The sequence below is a fragment of the Bradyrhizobium sp. CCBAU 53340 genome, assembly GCF_015291645.1.
GTDB lineage: Bacteria > Pseudomonadota > Alphaproteobacteria > Rhizobiales > Xanthobacteraceae > Bradyrhizobium.
In genome coordinates, this window is record NZ_CP030056.1 from 442,265 (window position 1) to 463,493 (window position 21,229).

The 21,229-nt window shown below is 60.0% G+C and carries 22 protein-coding genes; 14 read left to right on the top strand and 8 right to left on the bottom strand.

What is annotated here, in order from left to right; genetic code table 11:
- Positions 1–49: 49 nt before the first annotated feature.
- Positions 50–1,663, bottom strand: a complete 1,614-nt coding sequence (locus XH89_RS38710) for an acyl-CoA synthetase (RefSeq protein ID WP_128930030.1) — start codon at positions 1,661–1,663, stop codon at positions 50–52.
- Positions 1,664–1,817: 154 nt separating this feature from the next.
- Here XH89_RS38710 and XH89_RS38715 point away from each other — a divergent pair, with 154 nt between their 5' ends.
- The 7 genes from XH89_RS38715 to XH89_RS38745 all read left to right on the top strand — a co-directional run bounded on the left by XH89_RS38715 (position 1,818) and on the right by XH89_RS38745 (position 8,686).
- Positions 1,818–2,981 (top strand): ABC transporter substrate-binding protein, encoded by a 1,164-nt coding sequence (locus XH89_RS38715; protein WP_128930029.1) that lies wholly within the window; start codon positions 1,818–1,820, stop codon positions 2,979–2,981.
- Positions 2,982–2,984: 3 nt separating this feature from the next.
- Positions 2,985–3,848: a branched-chain amino acid ABC transporter permease gene (locus XH89_RS38720; protein WP_128930028.1), complete on the top strand. Its 864-nt coding sequence runs from the start codon at positions 2,985–2,987 to the stop codon at positions 3,846–3,848.
- Positions 3,845–4,762, top strand: coding sequence for a branched-chain amino acid ABC transporter permease (locus tag XH89_RS38725; RefSeq protein WP_128930027.1), 918 nt, complete (start codon positions 3,845–3,847; stop codon positions 4,760–4,762). Before XH89_RS38720 ends, XH89_RS38725 begins: the two co-directional genes overlap by 4 nt.
- A 63-nt stretch (positions 4,763–4,825) precedes the next feature.
- Complete coding sequence (locus XH89_RS38730) at positions 4,826–5,578, top strand: ABC transporter ATP-binding protein (protein WP_128930026.1); 753 nt, start codon at positions 4,826–4,828, stop codon at positions 5,576–5,578.
- The gene (locus XH89_RS38735) at positions 5,571–6,293 is read left to right on the top strand and encodes an ABC transporter ATP-binding protein (protein ID WP_232995550.1); all 723 of its coding nucleotides are present in this window, start codon (positions 5,571–5,573) and stop codon (positions 6,291–6,293) included. Before XH89_RS38730 ends, XH89_RS38735 begins: the two co-directional genes overlap by 8 nt.
- 69 nt (positions 6,294–6,362) lie before the next feature.
- Positions 6,363–7,523, top strand: coding sequence for a cytochrome P450 (locus tag XH89_RS38740; protein ID WP_128930024.1), 1,161 nt, complete (start codon positions 6,363–6,365; stop codon positions 7,521–7,523).
- Positions 7,520–8,686 (top strand): cytochrome P450, encoded by a 1,167-nt coding sequence (locus XH89_RS38745; protein ID WP_128930023.1) that lies wholly within the window; start codon positions 7,520–7,522, stop codon positions 8,684–8,686. The genes XH89_RS38740 and XH89_RS38745 overlap by 4 nt, the downstream gene beginning before the upstream one ends.
- On the opposite strand, the gene XH89_RS38750 is transcribed toward XH89_RS38745, so the two are convergent.
- Together XH89_RS38750 and XH89_RS38755 are read right to left on the bottom strand one after the other, a co-directional pair.
- A complete protein-coding gene (locus tag XH89_RS38750; RefSeq protein ID WP_164933590.1) occupies positions 8,661–9,398 on the bottom strand; it encodes a TetR/AcrR family transcriptional regulator in 738 nt (245 codons plus the stop codon). The genes XH89_RS38745 and XH89_RS38750 overlap by 26 nt on opposite strands.
- 172 nt (positions 9,399–9,570) lie before the next feature.
- Positions 9,571–10,629, bottom strand: a complete 1,059-nt coding sequence (locus XH89_RS38755; RefSeq protein WP_164935432.1) for an extradiol ring-cleavage dioxygenase — start codon at positions 10,627–10,629, stop codon at positions 9,571–9,573.
- Between the two features lie 109 nt (positions 10,630–10,738).
- Between XH89_RS38755 and XH89_RS38760 the strand changes: the two genes are divergently transcribed.
- The 6 genes from XH89_RS38760 (at position 10,739) to XH89_RS41140 (ending at position 14,860) form a co-directional block, all read left to right on the top strand.
- Positions 10,739–11,737 carry an amidohydrolase family protein gene (locus XH89_RS38760; protein ID WP_128930020.1) on the top strand — a complete coding sequence of 333 codons (999 nt, stop codon included), beginning with the start codon at positions 10,739–10,741 and terminating at the stop codon, positions 11,735–11,737.
- A 20-nt stretch (positions 11,738–11,757) separates the two neighbouring features.
- Positions 11,758–12,147, top strand: coding sequence for a RidA family protein (locus XH89_RS38765; protein WP_128930019.1), 390 nt, complete (start codon positions 11,758–11,760; stop codon positions 12,145–12,147).
- A complete protein-coding gene (locus tag XH89_RS38770) occupies positions 12,144–12,803 on the top strand; it encodes an RraA family protein (RefSeq protein ID WP_206733112.1) in 660 nt (219 codons plus the stop codon). The genes XH89_RS38765 and XH89_RS38770 overlap by 4 nt, the downstream gene beginning before the upstream one ends.
- A 16-nt stretch (positions 12,804–12,819) precedes the next feature.
- Positions 12,820–13,485 (top strand): RraA family protein, encoded by a 666-nt coding sequence (locus XH89_RS38775; protein ID WP_128930018.1) that lies wholly within the window; start codon positions 12,820–12,822, stop codon positions 13,483–13,485.
- 313 nt (positions 13,486–13,798) lie between these two features.
- Positions 13,799–14,593, top strand: coding sequence for a GGDEF domain-containing protein (locus XH89_RS38780; protein ID WP_128930017.1), 795 nt, complete (start codon positions 13,799–13,801; stop codon positions 14,591–14,593).
- A gap of 90 nt (positions 14,594–14,683) precedes the next feature.
- Complete coding sequence (locus XH89_RS41140) at positions 14,684–14,860, top strand: hypothetical protein (RefSeq protein WP_188637392.1); 177 nt, start codon at positions 14,684–14,686, stop codon at positions 14,858–14,860.
- A gap of 139 nt (positions 14,861–14,999) precedes the next feature.
- Here the strand turns inward: XH89_RS41140 and XH89_RS38785 are convergent, their stop codons facing one another.
- The 5 genes from XH89_RS38785 to XH89_RS38805 all read right to left on the bottom strand — a co-directional run bounded on the left by XH89_RS38785 (position 15,000) and on the right by XH89_RS38805 (position 20,151).
- Entirely contained in the window at positions 15,000–16,472 is a 1,473-nt protein-coding gene (locus XH89_RS38785; protein WP_232995548.1) for a benzaldehyde dehydrogenase, read from the bottom strand.
- 49 nt (positions 16,473–16,521) lie between these two features.
- On the bottom strand, positions 16,522–17,064 hold the full coding sequence (locus tag XH89_RS38790) for a hypothetical protein (RefSeq protein WP_128930016.1): 543 nt from the start codon (positions 17,062–17,064) through the stop codon (positions 16,522–16,524).
- Between the two features lie 110 nt (positions 17,065–17,174).
- Entirely contained in the window at positions 17,175–17,543 is a 369-nt protein-coding gene (locus XH89_RS38795) for a hypothetical protein (protein ID WP_128930015.1), read from the bottom strand.
- Positions 17,544–19,027: 1,484 nt separating this feature from the next.
- Positions 19,028–19,750 carry a hypothetical protein gene (locus tag XH89_RS38800; protein ID WP_128930014.1) on the bottom strand — a complete coding sequence of 241 codons (723 nt, stop codon included), beginning with the start codon at positions 19,748–19,750 and terminating at the stop codon, positions 19,028–19,030.
- A 23-nt stretch (positions 19,751–19,773) separates the two neighbouring features.
- The gene (locus tag XH89_RS38805; protein ID WP_128930013.1) at positions 19,774–20,151 is read right to left on the bottom strand and encodes a hypothetical protein; all 378 of its coding nucleotides are present in this window, start codon (positions 20,149–20,151) and stop codon (positions 19,774–19,776) included.
- A gap of 58 nt (positions 20,152–20,209) precedes the next feature.
- Here XH89_RS38805 and XH89_RS38810 point away from each other — a divergent pair, with 58 nt between their 5' ends.
- Positions 20,210–20,452 (top strand): hypothetical protein, encoded by a 243-nt coding sequence (locus XH89_RS38810; RefSeq protein ID WP_128930012.1) that lies wholly within the window; start codon positions 20,210–20,212, stop codon positions 20,450–20,452.
- Positions 20,453–21,229 lie beyond the last annotated feature (777 nt).

Sequence of the window (21,229 nt, forward strand, 5' to 3'; positions counted from 1 at the left end):
TAAACCCTGGCGAAGGCCCCAACCTGCCGCGAGCGGCTGGGTGGCCGCCTCAAGCCCCGAAGTTTTTCTGGATCGCCTTGTCGAGCGTCTCGCCGCCGATGAAACGCTGGCGCAATTCCCGCTTGAGCAGCTTGCCGGACGGATTCTTCGGCAGGCTGTCGACAAAGATCACGCGCTTGGGCACCTTGAAATGCGCCATCGATCCCGCACAATGCGTGATGACGGCATCCTCGTCGAGCTTCTCGCCGCTCTTAACCACGACAATCGCGGTTACGGCCTCGATCCAGTGCGGATCGGGCAGGCCCACGACGGCGACCTCGGAGATCGCCGGGATCTTGTAGATCATCTCCTCGACCTCGCGGCTGGCGACATTCTCGCCGCCGGACTTGATCATGTCCTTCACGCGGTCGACAACGGTGATGTAGCCCTCGGCATCGACGGTGGCGAGGTCGCCGGAGTGGAACCAGCCGCCAGCGAAAGCCGCCGCGGTCTTCACGGGATCGTTGTAATAGCCCGACAACAGATGCGGCGAGCGGTGTACGATTTCGCCGATCTCGCCGACGCCAACGTCCTCCATTGCCGTGTTGACGACGCGGGTCTCGACGTTGATGGCGGGTTTGCCGGCGGAGCCCGCCTTGCGGAGCTGGTCCTCGGGCGTCAGCACGGTCGCAAGCGGCGCGATCTCGGTCTGACCGTAAAAGTTCCAGAACTTGACGTTGGGCAGGCGGCGCTGGAGCTCGAGCAGCACCTCCACCGGCATGATCGAAGCGCCGTAATAGCCCTTTTGCAGCGACGACAGATCGCTCTTGTCGAAATTTGGCGAGCGCAGCATCGCGATCCAGATCGTCGGCGGCGCGAAGAAGCAGGTGATCCCGTGCGCCTGGATCAGCGCCAGAATGTTGTCTGCGGTCGGCTTGCCCGTGATCACGCCGGAGGCGCCGAGATAGACTTGCGGGCCGAGGAAGACGTCGAGCTGAGCGCAATGATAGAGCGGCAGCGCGTGCAGCACTTTATCGTCGGCGCTCATGCCGCCGTCGATGATGCAGCTCACATACTGCCACATCACGGCTTCATGGCTCAGCATCGCACCCTTGGGCAGGGATTCCGTGCCCGAGGTGTAAACAATCTGTGCGAGATCGCGGCTGTCGACGGAGGCCTCAAACAACGAGCTGTCGGCATCGAGAAGATCGTCGAAGCTGGTGAGGCCCGCCGGCTGCGCAGCGGGATCCTCGCCCGGCAACCAGATGAGCTTCTCCACCGCGCAGCCCTTACTGCTCGCGGCGCGTGCGGCCTCGACGAAATCGGGGCCGGTCGCGAGCAGCCTGGCGCCGGAGCTTTTCAGGATGAAATTGATCTCGTCGGGATTGAGCATGAAGTTGATCGGCACCAGCACCGCGCCGATCCGCGCTACCGCGAAGCGCAGCGCCGCAAAGGCATGCGAGTTGCGCGACAGCACGGCGAGACGGTCGCCCTTCCCGACGCCGAGGCCGGGTAGGCCACGCGCCAGTCGATTGCAGATCGCGTCCAGTTCGGCAAACGTCCAGCGCACCGCGCCGCAGCTCAAGGCTAGCTTGCTCGGCTCGCGGGCAGCCGAGCGGCGCAAGAGATCGCCAATCGAATGCTCGCGGGCTTTCGCGATCGTAACTCCGATATCTGCGTTCATCTCCCCTCCCTTGTGCTCGCTTCTGTCAGACCGTGTCCTGCTAGGGCAGCCCCACCGGCCTCGCGCTATCTTGCATATATTTTCCATATGGTCTAATTTGTATCAAGGGTCCGGGAGAGACCCCGCATGATCAGTCTAAGGGAGGATAAGCGGCATGATCGCCAGGATCGCAATCGTGGCCGCGGCCATGTTGGCCGTCAGCATTCAGGCAAAGGCCGACGACCGTCCGCTGAAGATCGGCTGGCTGATGAGCTATACCGGGCCGGGCGCCGCGGCCGGCGCCGCGTCCGATGCCGCGATCCAGGTGTTTTTCCGCAAGTTCGGCACTACGGTCGCCGGTCGCAGGATCGAGATCATCAAGCGCGACACGACGGGACCCGCACCTGACGTGGCCCGCCGCCTGGCCCAGGAGCTGATCGTCAGCGAGAATGTCGATTTCCTCGCAGGAATGGACTACACGCCCAACACAATGGCTGTTGCGCCGCTATCGACCAGCGCCAAGGTGCCCCTCCTCATCGTCAACTCGGCAACTTCGGGCATCCTCGCCAAGCATCCCTTCGCCGTTCGGTTCGGCTTCACGACCACCGAAATGGCGCAGCAGCTCGCGCTCTACGCCGCCAAGCAAAAGCTGAAATCCGTATATACGTTCGTGCATGAATACGAGCCGGGCCTCGATGCGGAGGCGATGTTCGTCCGTGAATACAAAGCGGCCGGCGGCGTGATTGCCGGATCTGTGCGGGCGCCGCTCAAGGCCACGGACTTCTCCGCCTATATCCAGCGCATCAAGGACGCGAACCCGGATGGCATCTTCGTGTTCATGGCTGCCGGCGAATTGACGCCGATCTTTCTCCGCCAGTTCAAGGAGGCAGGGCTGGATCCGGCCAAGATCATCGGCATCGGGGACATCACGGACGAATCGTCACTACCTGCCGCGGGCGAGGCCGCTCTCGGAGTTGTTACGGCCTTCCATTACACCCCGACGCATGATTCGGAGGTCAACCGAGAGTTCGCAGCCGCGTTCAACGCGGTCGCGCAGGGCCGGCCGCTCGGTTTCATACCGGTCGTCAGCTACGACGTCCTGCGTGCCATCTATACGGTCGTTGATGCGCAGAAGGGCGATCTCAATCCCGAGCGCACGATCGAGCTTCTGAAGCAAACAAGATTCGAAAGCCCGCGCGGCCCGATTGCGATCGACCCGTCGACCCGTGAGATCGTGCAGAACATCTACTTCCGAAGGGTCGAGAATCGGGACGGACAGATGGTCAATTTGGAGTTTGCGACCATTCCCGACGTCAAGGATCCTGGATCGGCGCGCTAGATCATGGTCGGCTTCGTCAACGTTCTGATCGGCGGCATCGCTTATGGGTTCGTGCTGTTTCTGATGGCTGGTGGCCTCTCCATCACGCTCGGGCTGATGGGCTTCGCCAATATGGCGCATGCGGCGCTGGCCATGGTTGGAGGCTACACGGCGGCATTGCTGATCGGCAAGGCCGGGTGGCCGTTCCTTGCGGCGGTGGCAGCGGCTGCCGCCATCGCGGCCGCCGTGGGTGCGATCCTCGAGCGCAGCCTTTTCCGGAGACTGTACGAGGCCTCGGAGCTGGAACAGGTCCTGCTGACGATCGGCGTCGTCTACGTGTCGATTGCCGCAGCCACCTATCTGGTCGGTCCAGAGCAGATGGCGATCGCGGTGCCTTCATGGCTGGACGGAAACGTCCGCATCGGCGCTGTCGAGGTCAGCCGCTACCGGCTTTTTCTGATCGGCTTCGGCACGGCACTTCTTCTGTCGCTGCTTGTTCTGATCGATCATACGAATTTTGGCGCCAGGATAAGGGCGGCCGTTTTCAACCGGCGGATGACGGCATCCTGCGGCATCGACGTCGCAAGACTGTACGCCCTCGCCTTCGCTCTCGGCTCCGCGCTTGCTGGACTAGGCGGCGCGCTCAGCGTGAAGCTCCTTGGCCTCGACCCGAACTTCCCCATCAAATTTCTGACGGAGTTGCTGATCGTGGTCAGCGTCGGCGGGCTCGGCTCCTTGCGCGGAACGTTTGCCGCCTGCCTCATGTTCGGGGTCCTTGACGTGGCCGGGAAATATCTGCTTCCGGAGATCGGCGCGTTTATCATCTATGCAACGGCGCTTTCCGTCCTGACGGTGCGCCCGCAAGGCCTAGCCGGCCGTCCGCAATGAGCGACATCACTCTCGACCTCGCGCGAACTGCGGTGCGCTTTCGCGCCAGATGGACCTTGGTCGAGCTGGTCTTTTGGATCGCTGCAGCGGCCTGCTATGTCCTCTTTCCCGGCAAGCTCGTCCTTCTCACACAGATCCTAATCGGCGGCCTGTTTGCGATGTCGCTCGATCTGTTGCTCGGCTATGGCGGGATTCCGTCCTTCGGACATGCCGCCTTTTTCGGACTCGGCGCCTACACGGCGGGATTGCTCGCTGCGCATGGCTGGGGCGAGCCGATCTCCGGCGTTCTTGCTGCCGGGCTCGTGACCGGCGCTCTCGGCTTCGCCTTCAGCACGCTGATTGCAAAAGTCCGCGGCGCCGCAGTGCTCATGGTGACGCTTTGCATCGGGCTTCTGCTCTATGAAGGCGCAAGCCGCCTGCCTTGGCTCACCGGCGGCGACAGCGGTCTCCAGGGAATCGAGATGTGGCCGCTGCTCGGGCTGTTCGAGTTCGATCTCTTCGGCCGAACCGCGTTCTGGTATGCCTATTGCAGCGCATTGACGCTTTATCTTGTCGCCCGGCGTTATGTCCACTCGCCGGAGGGTCTCGCGCTGCAGGCCATTCGCGAGAACCAGACCCGCGTTCCGATGCTCGGCGTCTCCATCACACGGCGCAAGATGATCGCTTTCACGATATCGGCGGCGAGGCGCGCTGCTGGCGCAGACCACACAGATCGTCGCACTGGAAACGTTGAGCTTCGAACGATCGGTGTCGGCCCTCGTCATGCTGATCGTCGGCGGAATTGGCACGCTTATCGGCGGCTTCATTGGGGCTGCCGCGTTCATCTGGATGCGCGACCTGCTGTCGACGGTCAATCCTGTATATTGGATGTTCTGGCTCGGCCTGGTGCTGATCGCGATCGTGTTGACGGCTAGAGGCGGCCTACTCGGCGTCGTGAGCCTGGTTCGGAGCAAGATCGTGCGCTGGAGGCGAGCGAGATGACGGTTGCCGCGCTCCAGACACGCGACCTTTGCAAGCAATTTGGCGCCTTGAAGGTCACCAATGCCGTCAGCCTCGTGCTAAAGGCAGGCGGTCGACATGCCCTGATCGGGCCGAACGGCGCCGGCAAGAGCACGCTGATCAACCTGCTCACCGGCGTGCTGGCCCCGAGCAGCGGCAGCATTCTGCTGGAGGGCGAGCCAATCGATCGATTGAGCACCGATCAGCGTGTCGCACGCGGATTGGGGCGGACTTTCCAGATTAACGCCCTGTTCCCGCATCTGACGCCGCTGGAATCGATCATGCTCGCGGTCGCCCGGCGCCGCGGACGGCTTGGCAGGCCTCTTCAGGCCTTACATCGGCAGCCCGACACCACGGACGAGGCGTATGAGTTGGCGCGTTCGGTCGGGCTTGACCGCGACTGCCTGCGGCGGACTGCCGAACTATCTTACGGTCGCCAGCGCCTTGTGGAGATTGCTCTCGCCCTCGCCGGCCGTCCCCGCGTGCTGCTGTTGGACGAGCCGGCGGCGGGAGTTCCCGCCGGCGAGAGCTTTGAGCTGATGCAGGCTATCGAATCCCTCCCCGATCAGATCGCCGTTCTCTTCATCGAGCACGACATGGATCTGGTCTTTCGTTTTGCCGACACGATCACCGTTCTCGTCGCCGGTTCGGTATTTCGCCAAGGCAAGCCCGGCGAGATCGCGACCGACCCGGAGGTGCGGCGGATTTATCTCGGAGATGACCGTGACTGAGCCGCTGCTCGAGGTCGACCAGCTCAACGTGGGCTATGGTGAAGGAATCGTCATCAGCGGACTGTCCTTCGCGATTGAGGCCGGCGGCTCTCTTGCGGTTCTGGGCCGAAACGGGGCCGGAAAATCAACCCTGATGCTCGCCCTTGCGGGTCATCTCACGCCCCGCTCGGGGCGAATTCGTTTTCGCGGCAACGAGATCGCCGACCTAGCGCCACACCGGCGATGCCGACTGGGCATCGGGTGGGTGCCGCAAGGCCGCGAGATATTCGCCCCCCTCACTGTCGAGGAGAACCTGCAGATTGCCGCGACGAACGGACCTTGGACAATCGAGCGCATCTTCGAGATGTTTCCAAGTCTGAAGGCACGTCGCACCAATTTCGGAGATCAGCTGTCGGGCGGCGAACAGCAGATGCTGGCGATCGGTCGAGCCCTGGTGACGAACCCGCGCTTGCTGCTGCTCGACGAGCCGCTCGAAGGCCTCGCCCCCGTCGTCGCGCAGGACGTCGCGCGCTGCATCACCGCGATCACCGAGACCGAGAGCATGGCGGTCATTCTGATCGAGCAGCACGCAGGCTTCGCGCTCAGGCTGGCGCGGCAGGCGATCATCCTGGAGCGCGGCATTGCCGTTCGCAACGGAGAAAGCAGCGCTATTGCGGCGGATCGCGGTGCCCTCGAACAATATGTCGGCATCCGCAAACCCGGTCGCGCCGCGTAGCCGAAGGCTTGCTCATTATACTGTCCATATGGTAGATTTAGCGTAATAATAATTTCCTGGGAGAACCACATGGCCTTTCGTTTCGATCCCGAGGAGCGGAACTTCGTGGACGACCCCTATCCCACCTACAAGGTGTTGCGCGACGACCATCCGGTCTATCTGCACGAAGGGAGCGGGTTCTACATCATCACGCGAAACGAGGACGTGGCGCGCATCCTCAACGACTACGAGGTCTTCTCTTCGGCGCGTGGCAATGCGCTGGTCGATTCACCCTTGCGGGTGGGCAGGACGCTCGGATCGACCGATCCGCCGCGTCATGACGAACTTCGCCGTGTGGTGATGAAGGGCTTCACGCCCGCGCGCATCGAATCCATGCTGCCCGCCATTCAGCGCGACGTCGATCGACTGCTGCACAAGTTCGGCACCCGTCGTGAGTGCGACTTCATGGCAGATATCAGCAGGCCCATCCTCTATGGCGCACTCGGGCGGATGCTCGGGTTGGACGGCGAAGCTGCGGACCGGGCGGCGGATTTGTCGCGGGACATCTTTCATACCGATACGGGACCGATGGGCCCGGCTGCGAGGCCGGGCTTGATGGAAGGGGTGTTTGAACTGCTCACCGAGCAGCTCGAGCGACGTCGCAAGGACCGCAGTGACGATCTGTTCTCGTTCCTGCTCGACGCACAGGAGGGGGGAGCACCACTTTCCGACGGCGAGATTCTGGGCAACATGTCGACCGTCCTGCTCGCGGGCAACGCGTCCATCGGGCATTATTTCTCTAACTTGATCTACGCGCTCTGGACCAATCCGGACGAGCGTCGCAAGTTGCAGGCCGATCCGGCCCTGCTGGATGCCGCCGTGAACGAAGGCGTTCGCTGGGATACGTCAACCCAGGCTTTCGGACGGCAGACCACGAAGGAGGTCAAGCTGCACGGAATCGCAATTCCGGCAGACAGCCGGCTCGTGGTCTGTTTCGCGGCCGCCAATCGCGACGAACGCGCTATCCCGGATCCGGACCGCTTTGACATCAGCCGGCCAAAGACCCGGCATTTTGGCTTCGGCTCCGGCCCCCATATCTGCCTTGGGGCGCCCGCAGCACGGGCCATGATGCGAACGGTCATGACCCCTCTGCTGCCGGCGCTCGGCGACTATGAGCTCGACGTCGCGAACGCCGAACGCGTCGCTCACATGATGGTACGCGGCTTTTACAAGCTGACGATCCGCTGGTGAACGAGGTGAGCGAGTTCGACCTCACCGGCAATGGGTTTCTCGATGACCCCTATCCGACCTATCGTCGCCTGCGCTCCGAATGTCCGGTCTATCATTGCCCTACCACAAAGCTCTGGTTCGTGAGCCGCTATGCGGATATCGCCTATGCACTGAACAATCCCGTCCTGCTCTCGTCCTCCGCCGGGAACGCCCTCAGCGATTCTCCGCTGCGCGTGGGCAAGACGCTCGGCTCGATCGACCCGCCACGGCATGACGAGCTTCGCCGGATCATCATGCGGGGACTGAGCCCGGCGCGTATCGAGCTGGTTCTGCCCTGGATCCGCGATACTCTCGCTAAGGGCCTGGAAGCGCTTGGCACCCGGCGCCGATGCGACTTTGTCGCCGAAGTGAGCCGCCCGGTGCTGTTCGGCGCGCTAGGCAGGATGCTGGGGCTGGGACCCGATTCGGCGCAGCGCGCAGCCGAGCTGTCGGAGCGTTTATTTCGCGGGAATTCCGGCCCCGCGGGGCCTGCGCTCTCCGAGGAAGAACGCGCCAAGGTCATTGCGCTGCTGTCCGAGGAGTTGGAACGCCGGCGTGTCGAACGTGGGGACGATCTCTTCTCGGTCCTGATCGCTGCTCAACAGGATGGAGCGCCCCTCACGGATACCGAGATCGTCGCAAACATGATGACCGTGCTCCTGGCCGGCAATGCCTCCATCGGCCACTTTCTACCCAACCTGGTCCATGCGCTCTGGCGCCACCCCGAGCAGCGATCGCGCATCCTGGCCGATCAGAGCTTGGTCGAAGCTACCATCGAAGAGGGTGTGCGCTGGGATACCTCGACACAGTGTTTCGCGCGGATCACTTCCAGCCCGGTCGCCCTCAGCGAAACCGACATTCCAGCAGGCAGCCGGGTGGTGTTGCTTTACGGCTCCGCCAATCGCGATGAGAGCGCAATTACAAATGCCGAGACCTTCAATGTCGACCGGGGCAAGGTTCGCCATTTCGGCTTCGGTTCGGGGCCGCATATTTGCCTCGGCGCCCCCGCGACACGCGCCATGCTCCGCACCATTCTGCCGAAAGTGCTGAGCACTTTCGGGGACTTCGAGATTGACCTCGCCCGCGCAGTTCGTGTTCGTCACCTGATGGTGCGCGGCTTCAGGAGCTTGCCGCTCGCTTGGTAACGCGTTTTGCGTCTTTGTTTCGCGGAGCGAGCTTACGCCGGCGAGGTTGCTCTGCCGGCTCGCGGAAAAACAGCGCGCAGCAGGTGCGGATGTGCTCATCAACGAATTTCTTTGAAAAAGGCGAGTGGCCCATCACCTGCTGGACCTCGGCCGAAAGCATGAAGATACGCGTTACCGCACCGATGAACAGATACTGGAGATGATAGGGATCGCCCTCGACGTAACGGTCTTGCTTTTGAGCCGCACGGATGAGCTTCGCGACGACGTTGAAATAGTTGCGGACCCGATCTTCGACTAGCCAGGTCAGCCGTTCGCTCTCGCGCTTTCCCTCGTGTGACATCAGCCAATGGAAGTTCGGATTGGCAGCGGCGAAGCGGATGAACTGCTCCTGGAGAACCCTGAGCTGTCCCACCTCGTCCTGCTTAGAGACGCCGGCAAGGTAGTCTTGGAAGTGCCGGCTGAAATTCACGCTCGTCGTTGATAGGACGGCGCGCCAAAGCCCGTCCTTGTTCTTGAAATGATAAGTCACGAGCGGATGCTGAACGCCGGCCTTGGCTGCAACCGTCCGTGTCGACGCTCCCTCAAAGCCACGCTCGGCGAATTCCTCGAAAGCGGCCTCCAGGATCCGTTCCCTTGTGTCGAGGGAACGCTGCTGGCGCCGGCGCTGATTCACGACCTCGTCGAGGGTTTCCTTGGTCAGATCCGTCGCCAAAACAGCTCCGCGTGGCATGCCATGTCCGCACGAAGCCTATCCGCCGGAGCGACCGGTTTGTCAACACCGCGCCCGACGCGCACAAGCGGAACACACAGACCGGAGCGACACAGGCGTGAACTCCGCCGGCAAGTCGCCTCGCCGGCGGCAGTCGCTCGCTGTGCCGGGAAATTTAGGACCAGACGGCGAAGCCGATACCCGTGCCTGTACCGGCCGGGGTCCTATAGCCTGGATAGTATTCCGTCCAGTCGTTGTCGAGATGCTCGGACATGCCCGCGACCATCACCCAATTCAGGAGTTCCGAAGAGCCGGAGTTCAACTCTCCCCTGGTCAGCGACTTGAGGACGGACACGTCCTTGCGCTTGATCGCATCGAGCACCTTGCGATCGAGCTTCTCGTCCACGACAAAATGGCTCAGGCCGCCGCTGGCCACCACGGCCACTCGGGCATCCAACTTCGACCGTGAAATGAGGCTCGCGATCGCCTGTCCGACGCCATAGGCGCGTCGTGCCGTCGGGGCATTGGGCGGAAAGTAGGTGTTCAGCAGGACCGGCAGAACCGGAATGGACTTTCCCTTGAACAGCCGCTCGATGATGAAGCCGTAGGCATGGCCGAATCCGGCCTTGTGCGGGTCATCCACCTTCGCTGCTGCTCCGATGTCCACGTCGTTCTCGATCAGACCATGGATCAGCTCGCGGGCGAGCTCTGGACAGCCCGGAAACGTATGGACTGCATCCATGGCATATCCCTTCATGACCGTGCCGATCCAATTCGGCGTCTGCGGCGTGAGATGGCGCTCATGCGTCAGGATCTCCTCTCCATAGAAGATGGAGATTGCGGGCATGTTGGATAGGCTGAACAATTCGGCCTGATCGTCCCCCACGATCAGCACGACGTCGGGTGCAACCTGCGCCAGGCGGTCGGCCATGTAATCCAGAGCCTTCTGCGATGCGGCCTCGATCTCCAGGAACTTCGCCTCGGTCGCCAGCGCCGCATAAGGAGCGCCGTTTTCGCGGGCGAGCTCGTCGTAGGACACATAGCGGCCATCGGAGAGATTGAGAGCTTTGTTCTTGAGATCGTCAGCCGCGCGCTCGCTCCAACGCTTTCCCTCCAGCGCGAGCATGGGGGTGTGCGACGCGGCGAGGCCGAGAACGATTTTCGCCATTGGACATTTCCTCTCTTTTAATTTTACCAGATGGACTATATTGCTACGAGCGATCGCGAATGGCAATCGCCTCGACGCAATTCCCAGGGCTTGCGACGGTCGCTTTTTAATTATACCATGTGGAAGATTTAGTGGTCGCAAGACCCGCGCTATCCATCCAGGGAGAAATGTCCGCATGATCATCGACGCCCACGCGCATCTCGTCGCGCCGCCGAGCTTCTACGCCCATCGCGGAAATCTCCAGGTCGCGCGCGGCCAATACGGCATCTATCACGCCAAGATCCCGGATGCAGAGCTTGAGAAATCAGCAGCCCAGAACGTGCAGATCATGGACGGCGTCGGCACCGACATCCAGGTTCTCTCACCCCGGCCTTTCATGATGCTGCATGGCGAGAACCGCTGGGACGACATCGTCAGCTGGGCGCAGGACAACAACGACATGATCGCACGCACGATCAAGTTGCACCCCAAGCGCTTCCGCGGCGTGGGCGGCCTGCCTCAAGCGACGGGCGTGCCGGTTGAAAAGATGTTCGACGAGATCAAGCGGTGCATCAACGATCTCGGCTTTCTGGGCGTGTTGATCAATCCCGATCCTTCGGAGGGGGCCGGCAAGTCGCCGCCGATGGGCGATTCCTATTGGTATCCCCTATACGAATTCCTCTGCGAGCACGATATCCCTGGTCACATCCACAGCTGCGCCTGCTGCGGCCGCGAAACGTATGACGAGCACTTCATCACGGAAGAGAGCCTTGCCATCACCTCGATCTCCCGGTCCGACGTGTTCAAGCGCTTTCCCAGCTTGAAGCTGCTGATCAGCCATGGCGGCGGCTCCGTGCCGTATCAAGTCGGTCGCTGGCGCTCGAATCGCCAAATGTTCGCCGCCGCCTCGGGGGCGAAGGCCGAGACTTTCGACGAGACGCTCAAGCGCTTCTGGTTCGATACGGTACTGCACTACAAGAAATCGCTGGAGCTGCTGTTCGACGTGGTCGGCGCCGATCGGTGCGTCTTCGGCACCGAGCGGCCGGGCAGCGGCGGCGGCATCGATCCAAATTCGGGCAAGCCCTATGACGACATCAGGCCGGTAATCGAATCGATCACCGAGATCAGCGAAGCTGACAAGAAGGGCATTTTCGAAGGCAACGCGCGCCGTCTGTTCGCGCGGCTTGACGTCTGACCGGTTGGGGAGGAGCAGCAATGACTGCACGCCGCAGCATCGAAATCGAAGGCTTCAGCCATGGCGCTCAGCCGATACCCGCAGCGTCTCGCGTCGGCAATATCGTCATGACCGGCGGTGTCTATGGGTTGGATCTCGCGGCAGGAAAGATTCCTGACGAGGTCGAGAAACAGGTTGAACTGATGTTCGACAATCTCAAGCGCATCATGGCGGCAGCCGGAGGTGCGATGGATCGCATCGTCAAGATGACGGTTTACGTCAAGGTTCCGGAAGCCCGACCGGCCGTCAACAAGCATTGGCTGGAAGCGTTCCCCGATGCAGCTTCGCGACCTGCACGGCATACATTCCAGAACGATCATCTGCCGGCCAACATGCTGGTCCAATGCGATGCCATGGCGGTTCTCGAGTGACCACCTCAACGACATCTGACATTGTCGCCAGACTGATGGAACTCGACACCTGCGCGGTGTCCGACGCGCTCGACAAGCTCAACTTGCCGGGCGCTGTCATCGGAGTCTCGGCCCTCACCGGCCCGACGCGAGTCGCCGGACGAGCCGTTACGACGAAGCTCGGCGCACCTCTGCCGAACCTCCCGAAACGCCACCTCGGCGCGGGAGCGGTGATGGCGGCAGAACGTGGCGACATCATCGTCGTCGAGCATCGCGGACGGACCGATGTGTCTGGCTGGGGCGGCCTGCTCAGCCTCGGCGCCGTCAAGAAGGGCGTTTCCGCTATTCTGATTGACGGCGCCTGCCGAGACCTTGATGAAAGTCGCGCGCTCGGGCTTCCGGTCTTTGCGCGCGCAGCCGTACCCGTGACCGCTCGCGGCCGGATCGCGGAGCATTCGTTCCAGGAGCCGATCACGTTCGGCAACGTCGCCGTCAAGCCGGGAGACTATGTCCTAGCCGATGGCAGCGGCGTGGTGTTCGTCGACCAACTCCGCGCCGAGGAGATCATCGCTACGGAGCCGAGGACATTTTTGGGCGCGAGCGGGCGATGGCGGCAGCCATCGATCGCGGCGAAGCGATCGGCAACGTCATGGCCGGGAACTACGAAGATATGCTGAAAGGGTAGCGCAGCAAATGACACAGGACGCGGCTGAAAACCTCAAGACATTCGGGGTGACGACCCTGTCAGATGCACTGGATCGACTGGGCATCGAGGGGCAGTGTCTCGGGATCATGCCGTTTGCGCGCTCGATGCGTCTTGCCGGCCCGGCCTTTACGATCCGAATGCTACCGACCGGCCAGAGCGGCGGTTCGGTCGGCGACTATATCGATGATGTGCAGCCCGGCCAGATCGTCGTCATCGACAATGACGGTCGCATGGACGCCACGGTCTGGGGCGACATTCTGACCCTGGTCGCCGACCGCCGCGGCATCGGCGGCACCGTCATTGACGGCGTCTGCCGCGATATCGACCGCAGCATCGAACTCGACTATCCGATCTATGCCCGGGCCAACACGATGCGGACTGGCAAGGATCGCGTCACTGCCGACGCCTACAATGTGACCGTGCAAATTGCCGGTATCCGCATCGCGCCTGGCGATTGGCTGGTCGGGGATGGCGACGGCGTGATCTGCATCCCGGCGAGCCGCGTCCAAGAGGTGATCGAAGTCGCCGGACAGATCGCAGCCGCAGAGGAGAAGATCCGCGAAGCCGTGCTGCGCGGCGATCGCCTCGACGAGACACGGAAGAAGTTGCGCTACCATGCGCTGCAAACGCGCGAGAGCGGCGCCAAGGCTTGAATTTAGAGACGCGTCTGCTCGGCAGACGATGGCTCGGCTTTGCGATTCACGCAGTTTCTGGCTTCAAGGAAGCTGCAGGCGGTCTAGAGGCCTGCCAATAGTGGAAATTAGCCCATGCATGTTGCGCATACCGGTCGTGGCAGCGGGCCTGCGCCGGGCGCGTGCCGGCAGGCGACTCGACAGGAGAGCGTCAATGCCTATTTCTGGCTCCGAATTTAACCTCCTGTTAGTAACGCTGTTAAGTCCCCAAGCATTTTAAGATGACGACCAGTCGATCCCTCCTAGGCTTTCAAAAAGTCACGGAGCGCGATTGATGAATGATCCCTTAATGACGTTGGGAGATGTGTACCGTCGGACGGTTCGCGACGTTGCGATCGGGCTTGTCTTAACTGTTCCGCTGGTTTGGCTAGCATACGCCTATCTGTTCGGACCGGAGGGCAACGTGAGCAGCCTTTATGCGACAGGTTGCGTCGCTCTGCTTGGTACGCTCGCCTCCATTGGAATTGGAGGCGCCATGAGCCTGCGCAGCAACCTGCTGCAGCAAAAGTTGATCGCGACCCAGGCCGAGCTCCTAAGACTTTCGAGAGTTGACCAACTCACCGGTCTCTTGAATCGAAGAGGATTTAACGAGGTTGCAGCCAAGGCTCTCGCAGAGGCATACGATCGTCACCTTCCCGCTATAGGCTTGATGATGGATATCGATCGGTTCAAGGGCATAAATGATCAATACGGTCATGATTTCGGTGATGCGGTGCTGGTTGAAATCGGGGACGTGCTCAAGTCGTTCGCGAAGGAGCATAGCCTCGTGATTGGCAGGCATGGAGGCGAAGAATTCGCGGCGCTGCTGTTGGGCGTATCTCCGAGCGATGCAGTTTTACTCGCTGAGCAGTTGCGGCAGGCTTGCGGGCAGAGAGAAGTTGCCCGAAATGGTGCCTTGACCAAGGTCACGGTTAGCATTGGGCTGGCGGTTTCCAAGGGAAGCGAGGGATTGTCGAAAGTACTTGGCCTTGCAGACGAAGCTTTGTATCGCGCCAAGCGTGCAGGGCGAGATCAGGTTTCGGTGCGCTATAGCGATACCATTGGCGTTTCCGCTTTGGGCTTCACCTAATCGTAGCAACCGCACTCTTTCTCCACGCGCGCGCAGCAGCCTCACTTGGCGCGAACTCCGAGACTCTAACTGCTGCTGGATGAAAATTCAGTGGCAGGTCAAGCCGCCGCGAGCGAGCGCTTCCTGCTATTGCTCAAAGCTAAGATCGGGATGGCCAAGGCTTTGGCCAATCTACCCAAAAAAGATTTGCGTGTGTCGAAGACAGACGTTGATCGAGCTTTACGAGTCCGGATCAACTCGATAGCCTTCGAACAGATCTTGCCTTGATCCGAAAAGAGAGGCCGTACTCTTGGTAGTAGAGTACGGCCAAGTGGGAGGGAGCTTGGTGAACACTCCGCCGGGAACTTAGAGAAACAATCAGCGCCACGGGCGCATTGGTCATTCAGTCAGTGATCGAGTGTCGAGTTTAGAGTGAATAGGGCTGCAGCTCAGCTTTGATCGTCACCCATTGCCATTGAGTGAACTCTTCCCAGTTAGCGATACCGCCGATCGATGTGCCATTGCCCGATGTGCCGGAGCCGCCGAAGGGATTGACCACATCGTCGTTGATCGTCTGATCATTGATGTGTAGCAAACCCGTTCGTAATTGCTCGCCAATTGCCATTGCCCTGCCGATGTTGCGCGAGATGATCACAGCAGAGAGCCCATATTCGGTATCATTCGCCATTTGCCCGGCCTGTACATCCGTCTCAAATGGGACAAGCACCGCGACCGGAGCGAAGAGCTCGTCACGATAGGCCGGATTGGTGGGTGAGATCTCCGCCAGCACGGAGGGCTGAAGAAACAGGCCCTCCGCCTTGCCTCCCGTTAGCAGCCGAGCTCCCTCGGTGACGGAGCGGTCAATCAGGGTTAGTGCATGATTTAGCTGATGCTGATTGATCATCGGACCGAGGGCAACGGAAGGGTCGAGAGGGTTGCCAACTTTCAAAGTCTTCGCATATCTGACGAGCGCATCGCTGAAAGCGTCGAAGATGTTTCTCTGCACGAGAATGCGTCCAGCGCTCATGCAAACTTGTCCTTGATGAAAGAACGCCGAAAAGGCGGCGGCACGAACGGCGGTATCCAGATCTGCGTCGTCTAGGATGATAAGTGAGTTCTTGCCGCCAAGTTCGAGGGACACCTTCTTGAGATGCTGTCCAGCCACCTGTCCGACCATTCGCCCCGCCCTGCTCGACCCGGTAAATTGGATCATCGCCACATTGGGGTCCTTGCACAGAGCCTCACCAGCATCCTCTCGACCGGGCAGCACCTGAAGAACGCCTTTCGGCACACCCGCCAATTCGAAGAGGCGCGCAATAACGAAGCCACCACAAATAGCAGTCCGCAGATCCGGCTTGACTACCACCGCGTTTCCGACGGCCAGGGCCGGCGCAATGGCGCGCTCGGCAAGGTAGAGCGGGAAATTGAAGGGTGATATCACGCCGATCACCCCGAGTGGGCGTCGCCGCACGAAGCTGATGCGCCCTCCCGGGCTTGGAAGCACGTTCCCTTGAGCTTGCGAGGGCATCGCAGCCGCAAGCCGGATTGCTTTGAGCGTACCTGCGAGCTCGATCTCAGCCTTCAAGCGGACCGCGCCGCTCTCTCGCATGATCCAGGTGACGATGTCATCCCTATAACGCTCGCCGACTTCGCACGCCTTTAGAAGTATGTTTTCGCGTGCATCTGGCGCCGTCGCGGCCCACGAGACCTGCGCCTGCCGTGCATTCGCAGAAGCGCTCCCAATGTCGACCGCGCTTGCAAGACCAACCTTACCAATCACCGCACCGGTCGCAGGTTCGACTGCCTCAAAGGCGGATTTGCTAGATGACCATTCGCCCGTGAAGAATTGCCCAGTCAGCACCGAGCCTGCCACGATGTTGTCGCTAACCATTTCTTTCATTCTCCAAAATGTCCCGGGTCAATTGGCGTCGAGCACGCTCGACTGCTTCTCAAGAGCCCTCACCTGAACGGCGGGGGCGGATTGTCCAGGTGCACTTCAGCGCAGCATGATAGGGACAGCCAGCCCATGCCTGATCCTCGGCATGACGTCCGATAAAGTAGGATGGAAACTGTTCATCAAGGACATTGATCCGATTACGCAGCTTCTTCCTGTTTTCCGCCGGCATACTGCTCCTTTGTTCCATGTAGCTGATCCGCGGATCAGGAAGGAGCGTCTTTGCAATCCAGGCCACGCAGCCCAACGATCGCGGTATGAGTACTTGAGCCAAGGGATGCGCCGGCGGAATGCCATGCGCCTTCAGCGTCGAAGGCAGCGCCATTGATCGCAACATCTGGTGACCCAACCACCGCAAGCCTGGCGGAAAATAGCGATAGCTGAACTGATCGAAGAGCGCGTTGACGATCAGATTCCCTCTCTCGGTCACTGATCGCTCCCTGCTTTCGAAATCCCGGCAAAATGCAACGAGACCGTCCCAGTCCTTAGGATACCCGTGTAAAGGTACGCCACCTTCGGCGACGAATAGCTTTGCCATCTCACCCCAAAACTTGTGAGCTGCTATTTTTGCTTCTCGTTGAAGCCCTTCAATCCCATCGCCTTGAATGCCAGATCCATGGCGATCGCCGTGAAGGCAAGCGTGTAGATCTAATCTTCGTGATCAGAAAAATCGCCCGGGTACTGTTTGGCATAATGGGCGTGGAGCTTGTTGATGTTTTCGACGGATTTGATGGTGCGATCGTCCTGAGGACCGTAATACCACCAGGTTGTGTTGTTGATTCCGGTCTGTTCGGCGCGATGAGTGGCTCTATAAAGAAGCTTTCCGCCATCCTCGCGCCAAACGGCCCGAGCGCCCCACTCAGTCACTACGAAGTTGGGAAATGTGAAACAATACGAAAAATTCTGTATGAAATCCGTCAGGCCGTAACAGCTGGATAGCCGCCAAATTTCAGCATAATCGACGTGCGGATCGAGTTGCTCGATCCTCCTGTTGATCCACTTGTAGCCCTTCTTCATGATCGTTACTCCGCCATTCCATGACTTCGCGGCTTGGCGCGGAGCTCGGCTTGTACAAAGAGCCGCATCGCATACGCAGGGAGTCGACCGGCGTTTCCCCAATGCGCGCAACCAGTAGCGCAGACACGAACTTCAAACTGATTTTGCAAAGGCGATTGAGCACCTAGGCGGCGCTCTTGCAAAATGCGGTGCCGCGACAACTCGTGCCGGGGCCCTGCGCAAGCTGCGGGAGGAGCTTGCCGGCGGCTGTGCATCGACTTGAGTGAGAAAAATCGAAAGCGCGCGGAAACAGGCGACCAATCGGGACGTCGCTCGAAATGAGCTACTCGGTCAAGCGAACCAAATGTTGGCTGATCCTTAAGACCAGCACACACAATCCGGACGCTCCGACTTGAGCCTGACGGAGCCTTCGACTGCTCGAACAGGCGGACTAAGCCCATCGGACGGATCCTCCTATATGTCAGTTTTGACTTATAGTAAGAATACATCAGGTTATCGCATATGGCAATCCTTACATATTACCTGCCGGTGGACCAACCTTATGTTTTTCTGTTTCTGCTCAGCAAAGCGGAATTCCCGAATGCGGGGCGGCGAGGTGTGTACCGCGCTCGCCGATTGCCTGATTGAAAGGTATGAACGCGAAGAATTCGCCGTGGCAACCGCCGAGCAGTAGCGGCAAACAAGAAGGTAGGAAGAAGTTACCACGATTGCCCTATCGAACCTTAGTCGGCATCGACGTGATCACGGATGGCGCGATGGCCGCCTAGGCGATGAGACTTCCCTGGCGATGCGGTCACTTTATTCGGCGAAAGGATCGTAGACTTCGCACTTCATGCGAGCTTAGACGGAGGTGCCTCCGTCGATGTTCTTGCGCAGCTCCGAGGAAAGAACGTCCGGACTTGTGTTGAACGTTAATATCTGACTTAACGATGCGACCAGCGAGTGTCGTCGCGAAAACCGAACAACGAAATGGTCAAACATCAGATTAATGCTCACACCTTTGGTCAACTCGAAGAACCGAGACTGACATCCGAGATGTTGTTGTCGATAGCAAAGCTCGCAACCCTGCTCCAATTCGAACCATGCCGTCTCCGGAGCCGGCGGATCATTATCAGCTGAATGCCGCCCTCTCGGCAAAAGCGATCATGGCGACTGCGCCTTATGTGCATGTCGCGGAAAGGGTCGTGATTGTGCCTGACGCAATCACCCTATTCGGCGTAACAGCGGCGAGAGAGCGTCCCCGCGAGAACGTATTGGCGGAGAGGCCTCTTTGAGCCCGGCCCCTATACCTCTTTCGACATCTCTCGCTCGCACCGGTGCCAGGCACCTGGGGAATTTGCCAAAGGGGTTGCGTCGAATTGGATAAAAGCGAATGAGAACTTGGCTGCTCGCAGAAACTAGATCGGCATCTCAACGTCTTTCAGCATTTCGAATCCGCGCGTAGCGTTGGCTCTCGTCAGGCTCCGGCAAGCCAAGAGATCTGCCTACTGGTTTAGCTGCGGCAACGGCTGGATAGCGGATGTGGCTCTCTGTGATGCAGCAATGAAGCAGCAGAGAGCAATGAGATCGACGGCCGCTGCCGCCGACCCGAGACCAAGATAGCCAGTCGTCTGGACCAATGTCCCGCCCAGGAGCGGTCCAATCATGTTGCCGACCAACATGGCTGGGGTCGCAGCAACCGCGCGCCCGGTGAGATCAAGGCGCGCGAGATGCCCGAAGACAAAAGTATGCGTGAACAACATTATGAACGGGAAAACGACCGCTCCGACCGCATACGGCAAGAAACCGCTAGAGCAAGAGATTAGGACAGCTACCGCTCCCTGCAGCAGGGTTCCAGTCATCGCGACCCGCATCGGCGGAAGCCGCTTTTGGAGAAACGCGGCGAGCAGGGTCGGTGTCATAGCCACCAGACCTAACGTGACCAGAACGCTTTGGATCTGGACAGGCGACAGTCCGCGATCGGTGCCCATCGGTTGTAGGAAACTGAATATCATTGCCTGGACGAGCGACATCAGGACGATTCCAGTGATAATGAACCACACAGGGCGTGTGAATCCAGCGGCATCCCTGACGAGGTCTTCGCTGATGGAAGCAGAGGGAAAGAAGAAAGTCGCTATTGCGGCTGCCACGGCCGTAACTGCGGCAAAGACCTCAAAGATGGCTGGTGGACCGAATTTCGTGATGAGAGTCGCCGATGCGCCGAGCAATATTACCGCGAAGACTCCAAGCGTTAACCCCCCCATTGCAAAGACACGATGTGGGTTATCCGTGCGACTCCTGTCGCCAATCCAGCGACGAAGTGGCCAACTGCCAGAATGCTAAATTCGGTGAAGCCGGCCATCACATAGAAGGTCCCGGCACTGATGCCGAAGCCCAGCGTCGGCATCCAGCGCCCCGGAGCGCGATGGAAGAATGGCGATAGTGTAACGCTTGCAAAGACCATGGCTCCTAGAAAGAGGGTCGGAAGCGCCCCCGCTCGCGCCGGTGAAAACGCATATTCCGAGATCAGAACACCGACCCAAATCGGAAGTGCGGGCTGGTCTATCATCCCAGCCATGTGCCCTGTCACTAATGAAATCTTTGACCCCAACGAGTTAATCTGCGCCATTTTTTCCTCCCGTATGATAGTCGGCCCTCGTGAATTGCAGCTCCGCACCGATGCAGGCATGATGAAGGCATCCGACAGCTATGGAGAGCCGCGACGCTCGCTCCCCACTGCCATCGAAACTCTTGAGCTGCCGGCGCGCGCCTCACAGAGTGCTTTGCTATCCATCGAGAGCATCATGGATGAGAGCTCTAGACGGGACGATTGCCCGTTGCTTCAACTAGCCATCGCGGCCAATTACCAATGGCATCTGCACAAAGCGCAGCTGCTTGCGAAAATGGCTTCACCGTTGATCAGCAATTGAGGATACCCAGCACCGGTCAGAGCGTTTGGTGCAGAGTTCGGACGTCATTCCGAACAGGTCAGGTGCGTCCACCCCCGAGCGGCAATTCACGGCCTTCCTCCATATGTCATTTATTACTTACTGGCTAGCAGGCATGAACATATATGTCAAATCTGACGTATGGATGCGCGTGGCCGGCAACTATGCAGAACCGCAAAGAGCGCCAGATTTGAAGCTTGGGGCTTTTGTTGTGCCCACGAGAATACGCCGATTGGGACGGCTGATGTCGTCGCATTCGACAACGTCTGGCAGGAGAGCAGACCTGATAAGAAGGTCTACGACATTGCTAGCAGTGGTCTTGTTCTCGACCATACCCATGTTGCGCCGTGCGCTTTCATAAGCACGGTCGGAAACGCACGTCCGAGCCACGTCGACTGTAGCTGGGCCGAGTTCGACGCGTCACCGGCATTCTGAGACGAGACCAATGTGCCACGCTCCTGATCAATTCAGTGGCGCTGCGCTTTCGATAGCCGTGGACGCTACGGGAGAGACATTCAGGACGATGATGTGGCGAGCTTTTTTAACGTCGTTCTGGTGCTCGGTCTCGCGATCGATTGTTTGATTCTCCTAAGGACCATCACTCGGTAGCTCGACAGCTACGGCGGTGACATCATTTCACGACGCTCGTGGATTGTGAAAGCGCGGTGAACGTCGTGCGACGCTGCCGGCAATCGCCGATCGTCGTGCACCGGATCGCCAAGCCCGAAGAGCTCTACGGTCGGATCCGGTGCAGGGAAA

Coding starts and splice junctions, on each gene's coding strand:
- XH89_RS38710 (WP_128930030.1), bottom strand. CDS start 1,663: ATGAACGCAGATATCGGAGTTACGATCGCGAAAGCCCGCGAGCATTCG.
- XH89_RS38715 (WP_128930029.1), top strand. CDS start 1,818: ATGATCGCCAGGATCGCAATCGTGGCCGCGGCCATGTTGGCCGTCAGC.
- XH89_RS38795 (WP_128930015.1), bottom strand. CDS start 17,543: ATGAAGAAGGGCTACAAGTGGATCAACAGGAGGATCGAGCAACTCGAT.
- XH89_RS38785 (WP_232995548.1), bottom strand. CDS start 16,472: ATGAAAGAAATGGTTAGCGACAACATCGTGGCAGGCTCGGTGCTGACT.
- XH89_RS38775 (WP_128930018.1), top strand. CDS start 12,820: ATGACACAGGACGCGGCTGAAAACCTCAAGACATTCGGGGTGACGACC.
- XH89_RS38810 (WP_128930012.1), top strand. CDS start 20,210: ATGATGAAGGCATCCGACAGCTATGGAGAGCCGCGACGCTCGCTCCCC.
- XH89_RS38730 (WP_128930026.1), top strand. CDS start 4,826: ATGACGGTTGCCGCGCTCCAGACACGCGACCTTTGCAAGCAATTTGGC.
- XH89_RS38720 (WP_128930028.1), top strand. CDS start 2,985: ATGGTCGGCTTCGTCAACGTTCTGATCGGCGGCATCGCTTATGGGTTC.
- XH89_RS38790 (WP_128930016.1), bottom strand. CDS start 17,064: ATGGCAAAGCTATTCGTCGCCGAAGGTGGCGTACCTTTACACGGGTAT.
- XH89_RS38805 (WP_128930013.1), bottom strand. CDS start 20,151: ATGGCGCAGATTAACTCGTTGGGGTCAAAGATTTCATTAGTGACAGGG.
- XH89_RS38725 (WP_128930027.1), top strand. CDS start 3,845: ATGAGCGACATCACTCTCGACCTCGCGCGAACTGCGGTGCGCTTTCGC.
- XH89_RS38780 (WP_128930017.1), top strand. CDS start 13,799: ATGAATGATCCCTTAATGACGTTGGGAGATGTGTACCGTCGGACGGTT.
- XH89_RS38760 (WP_128930020.1), top strand. CDS start 10,739: ATGATCATCGACGCCCACGCGCATCTCGTCGCGCCGCCGAGCTTCTAC.
- XH89_RS38740 (WP_128930024.1), top strand. CDS start 6,363: ATGGCCTTTCGTTTCGATCCCGAGGAGCGGAACTTCGTGGACGACCCC.
- XH89_RS38765 (WP_128930019.1), top strand. CDS start 11,758: ATGACTGCACGCCGCAGCATCGAAATCGAAGGCTTCAGCCATGGCGCT.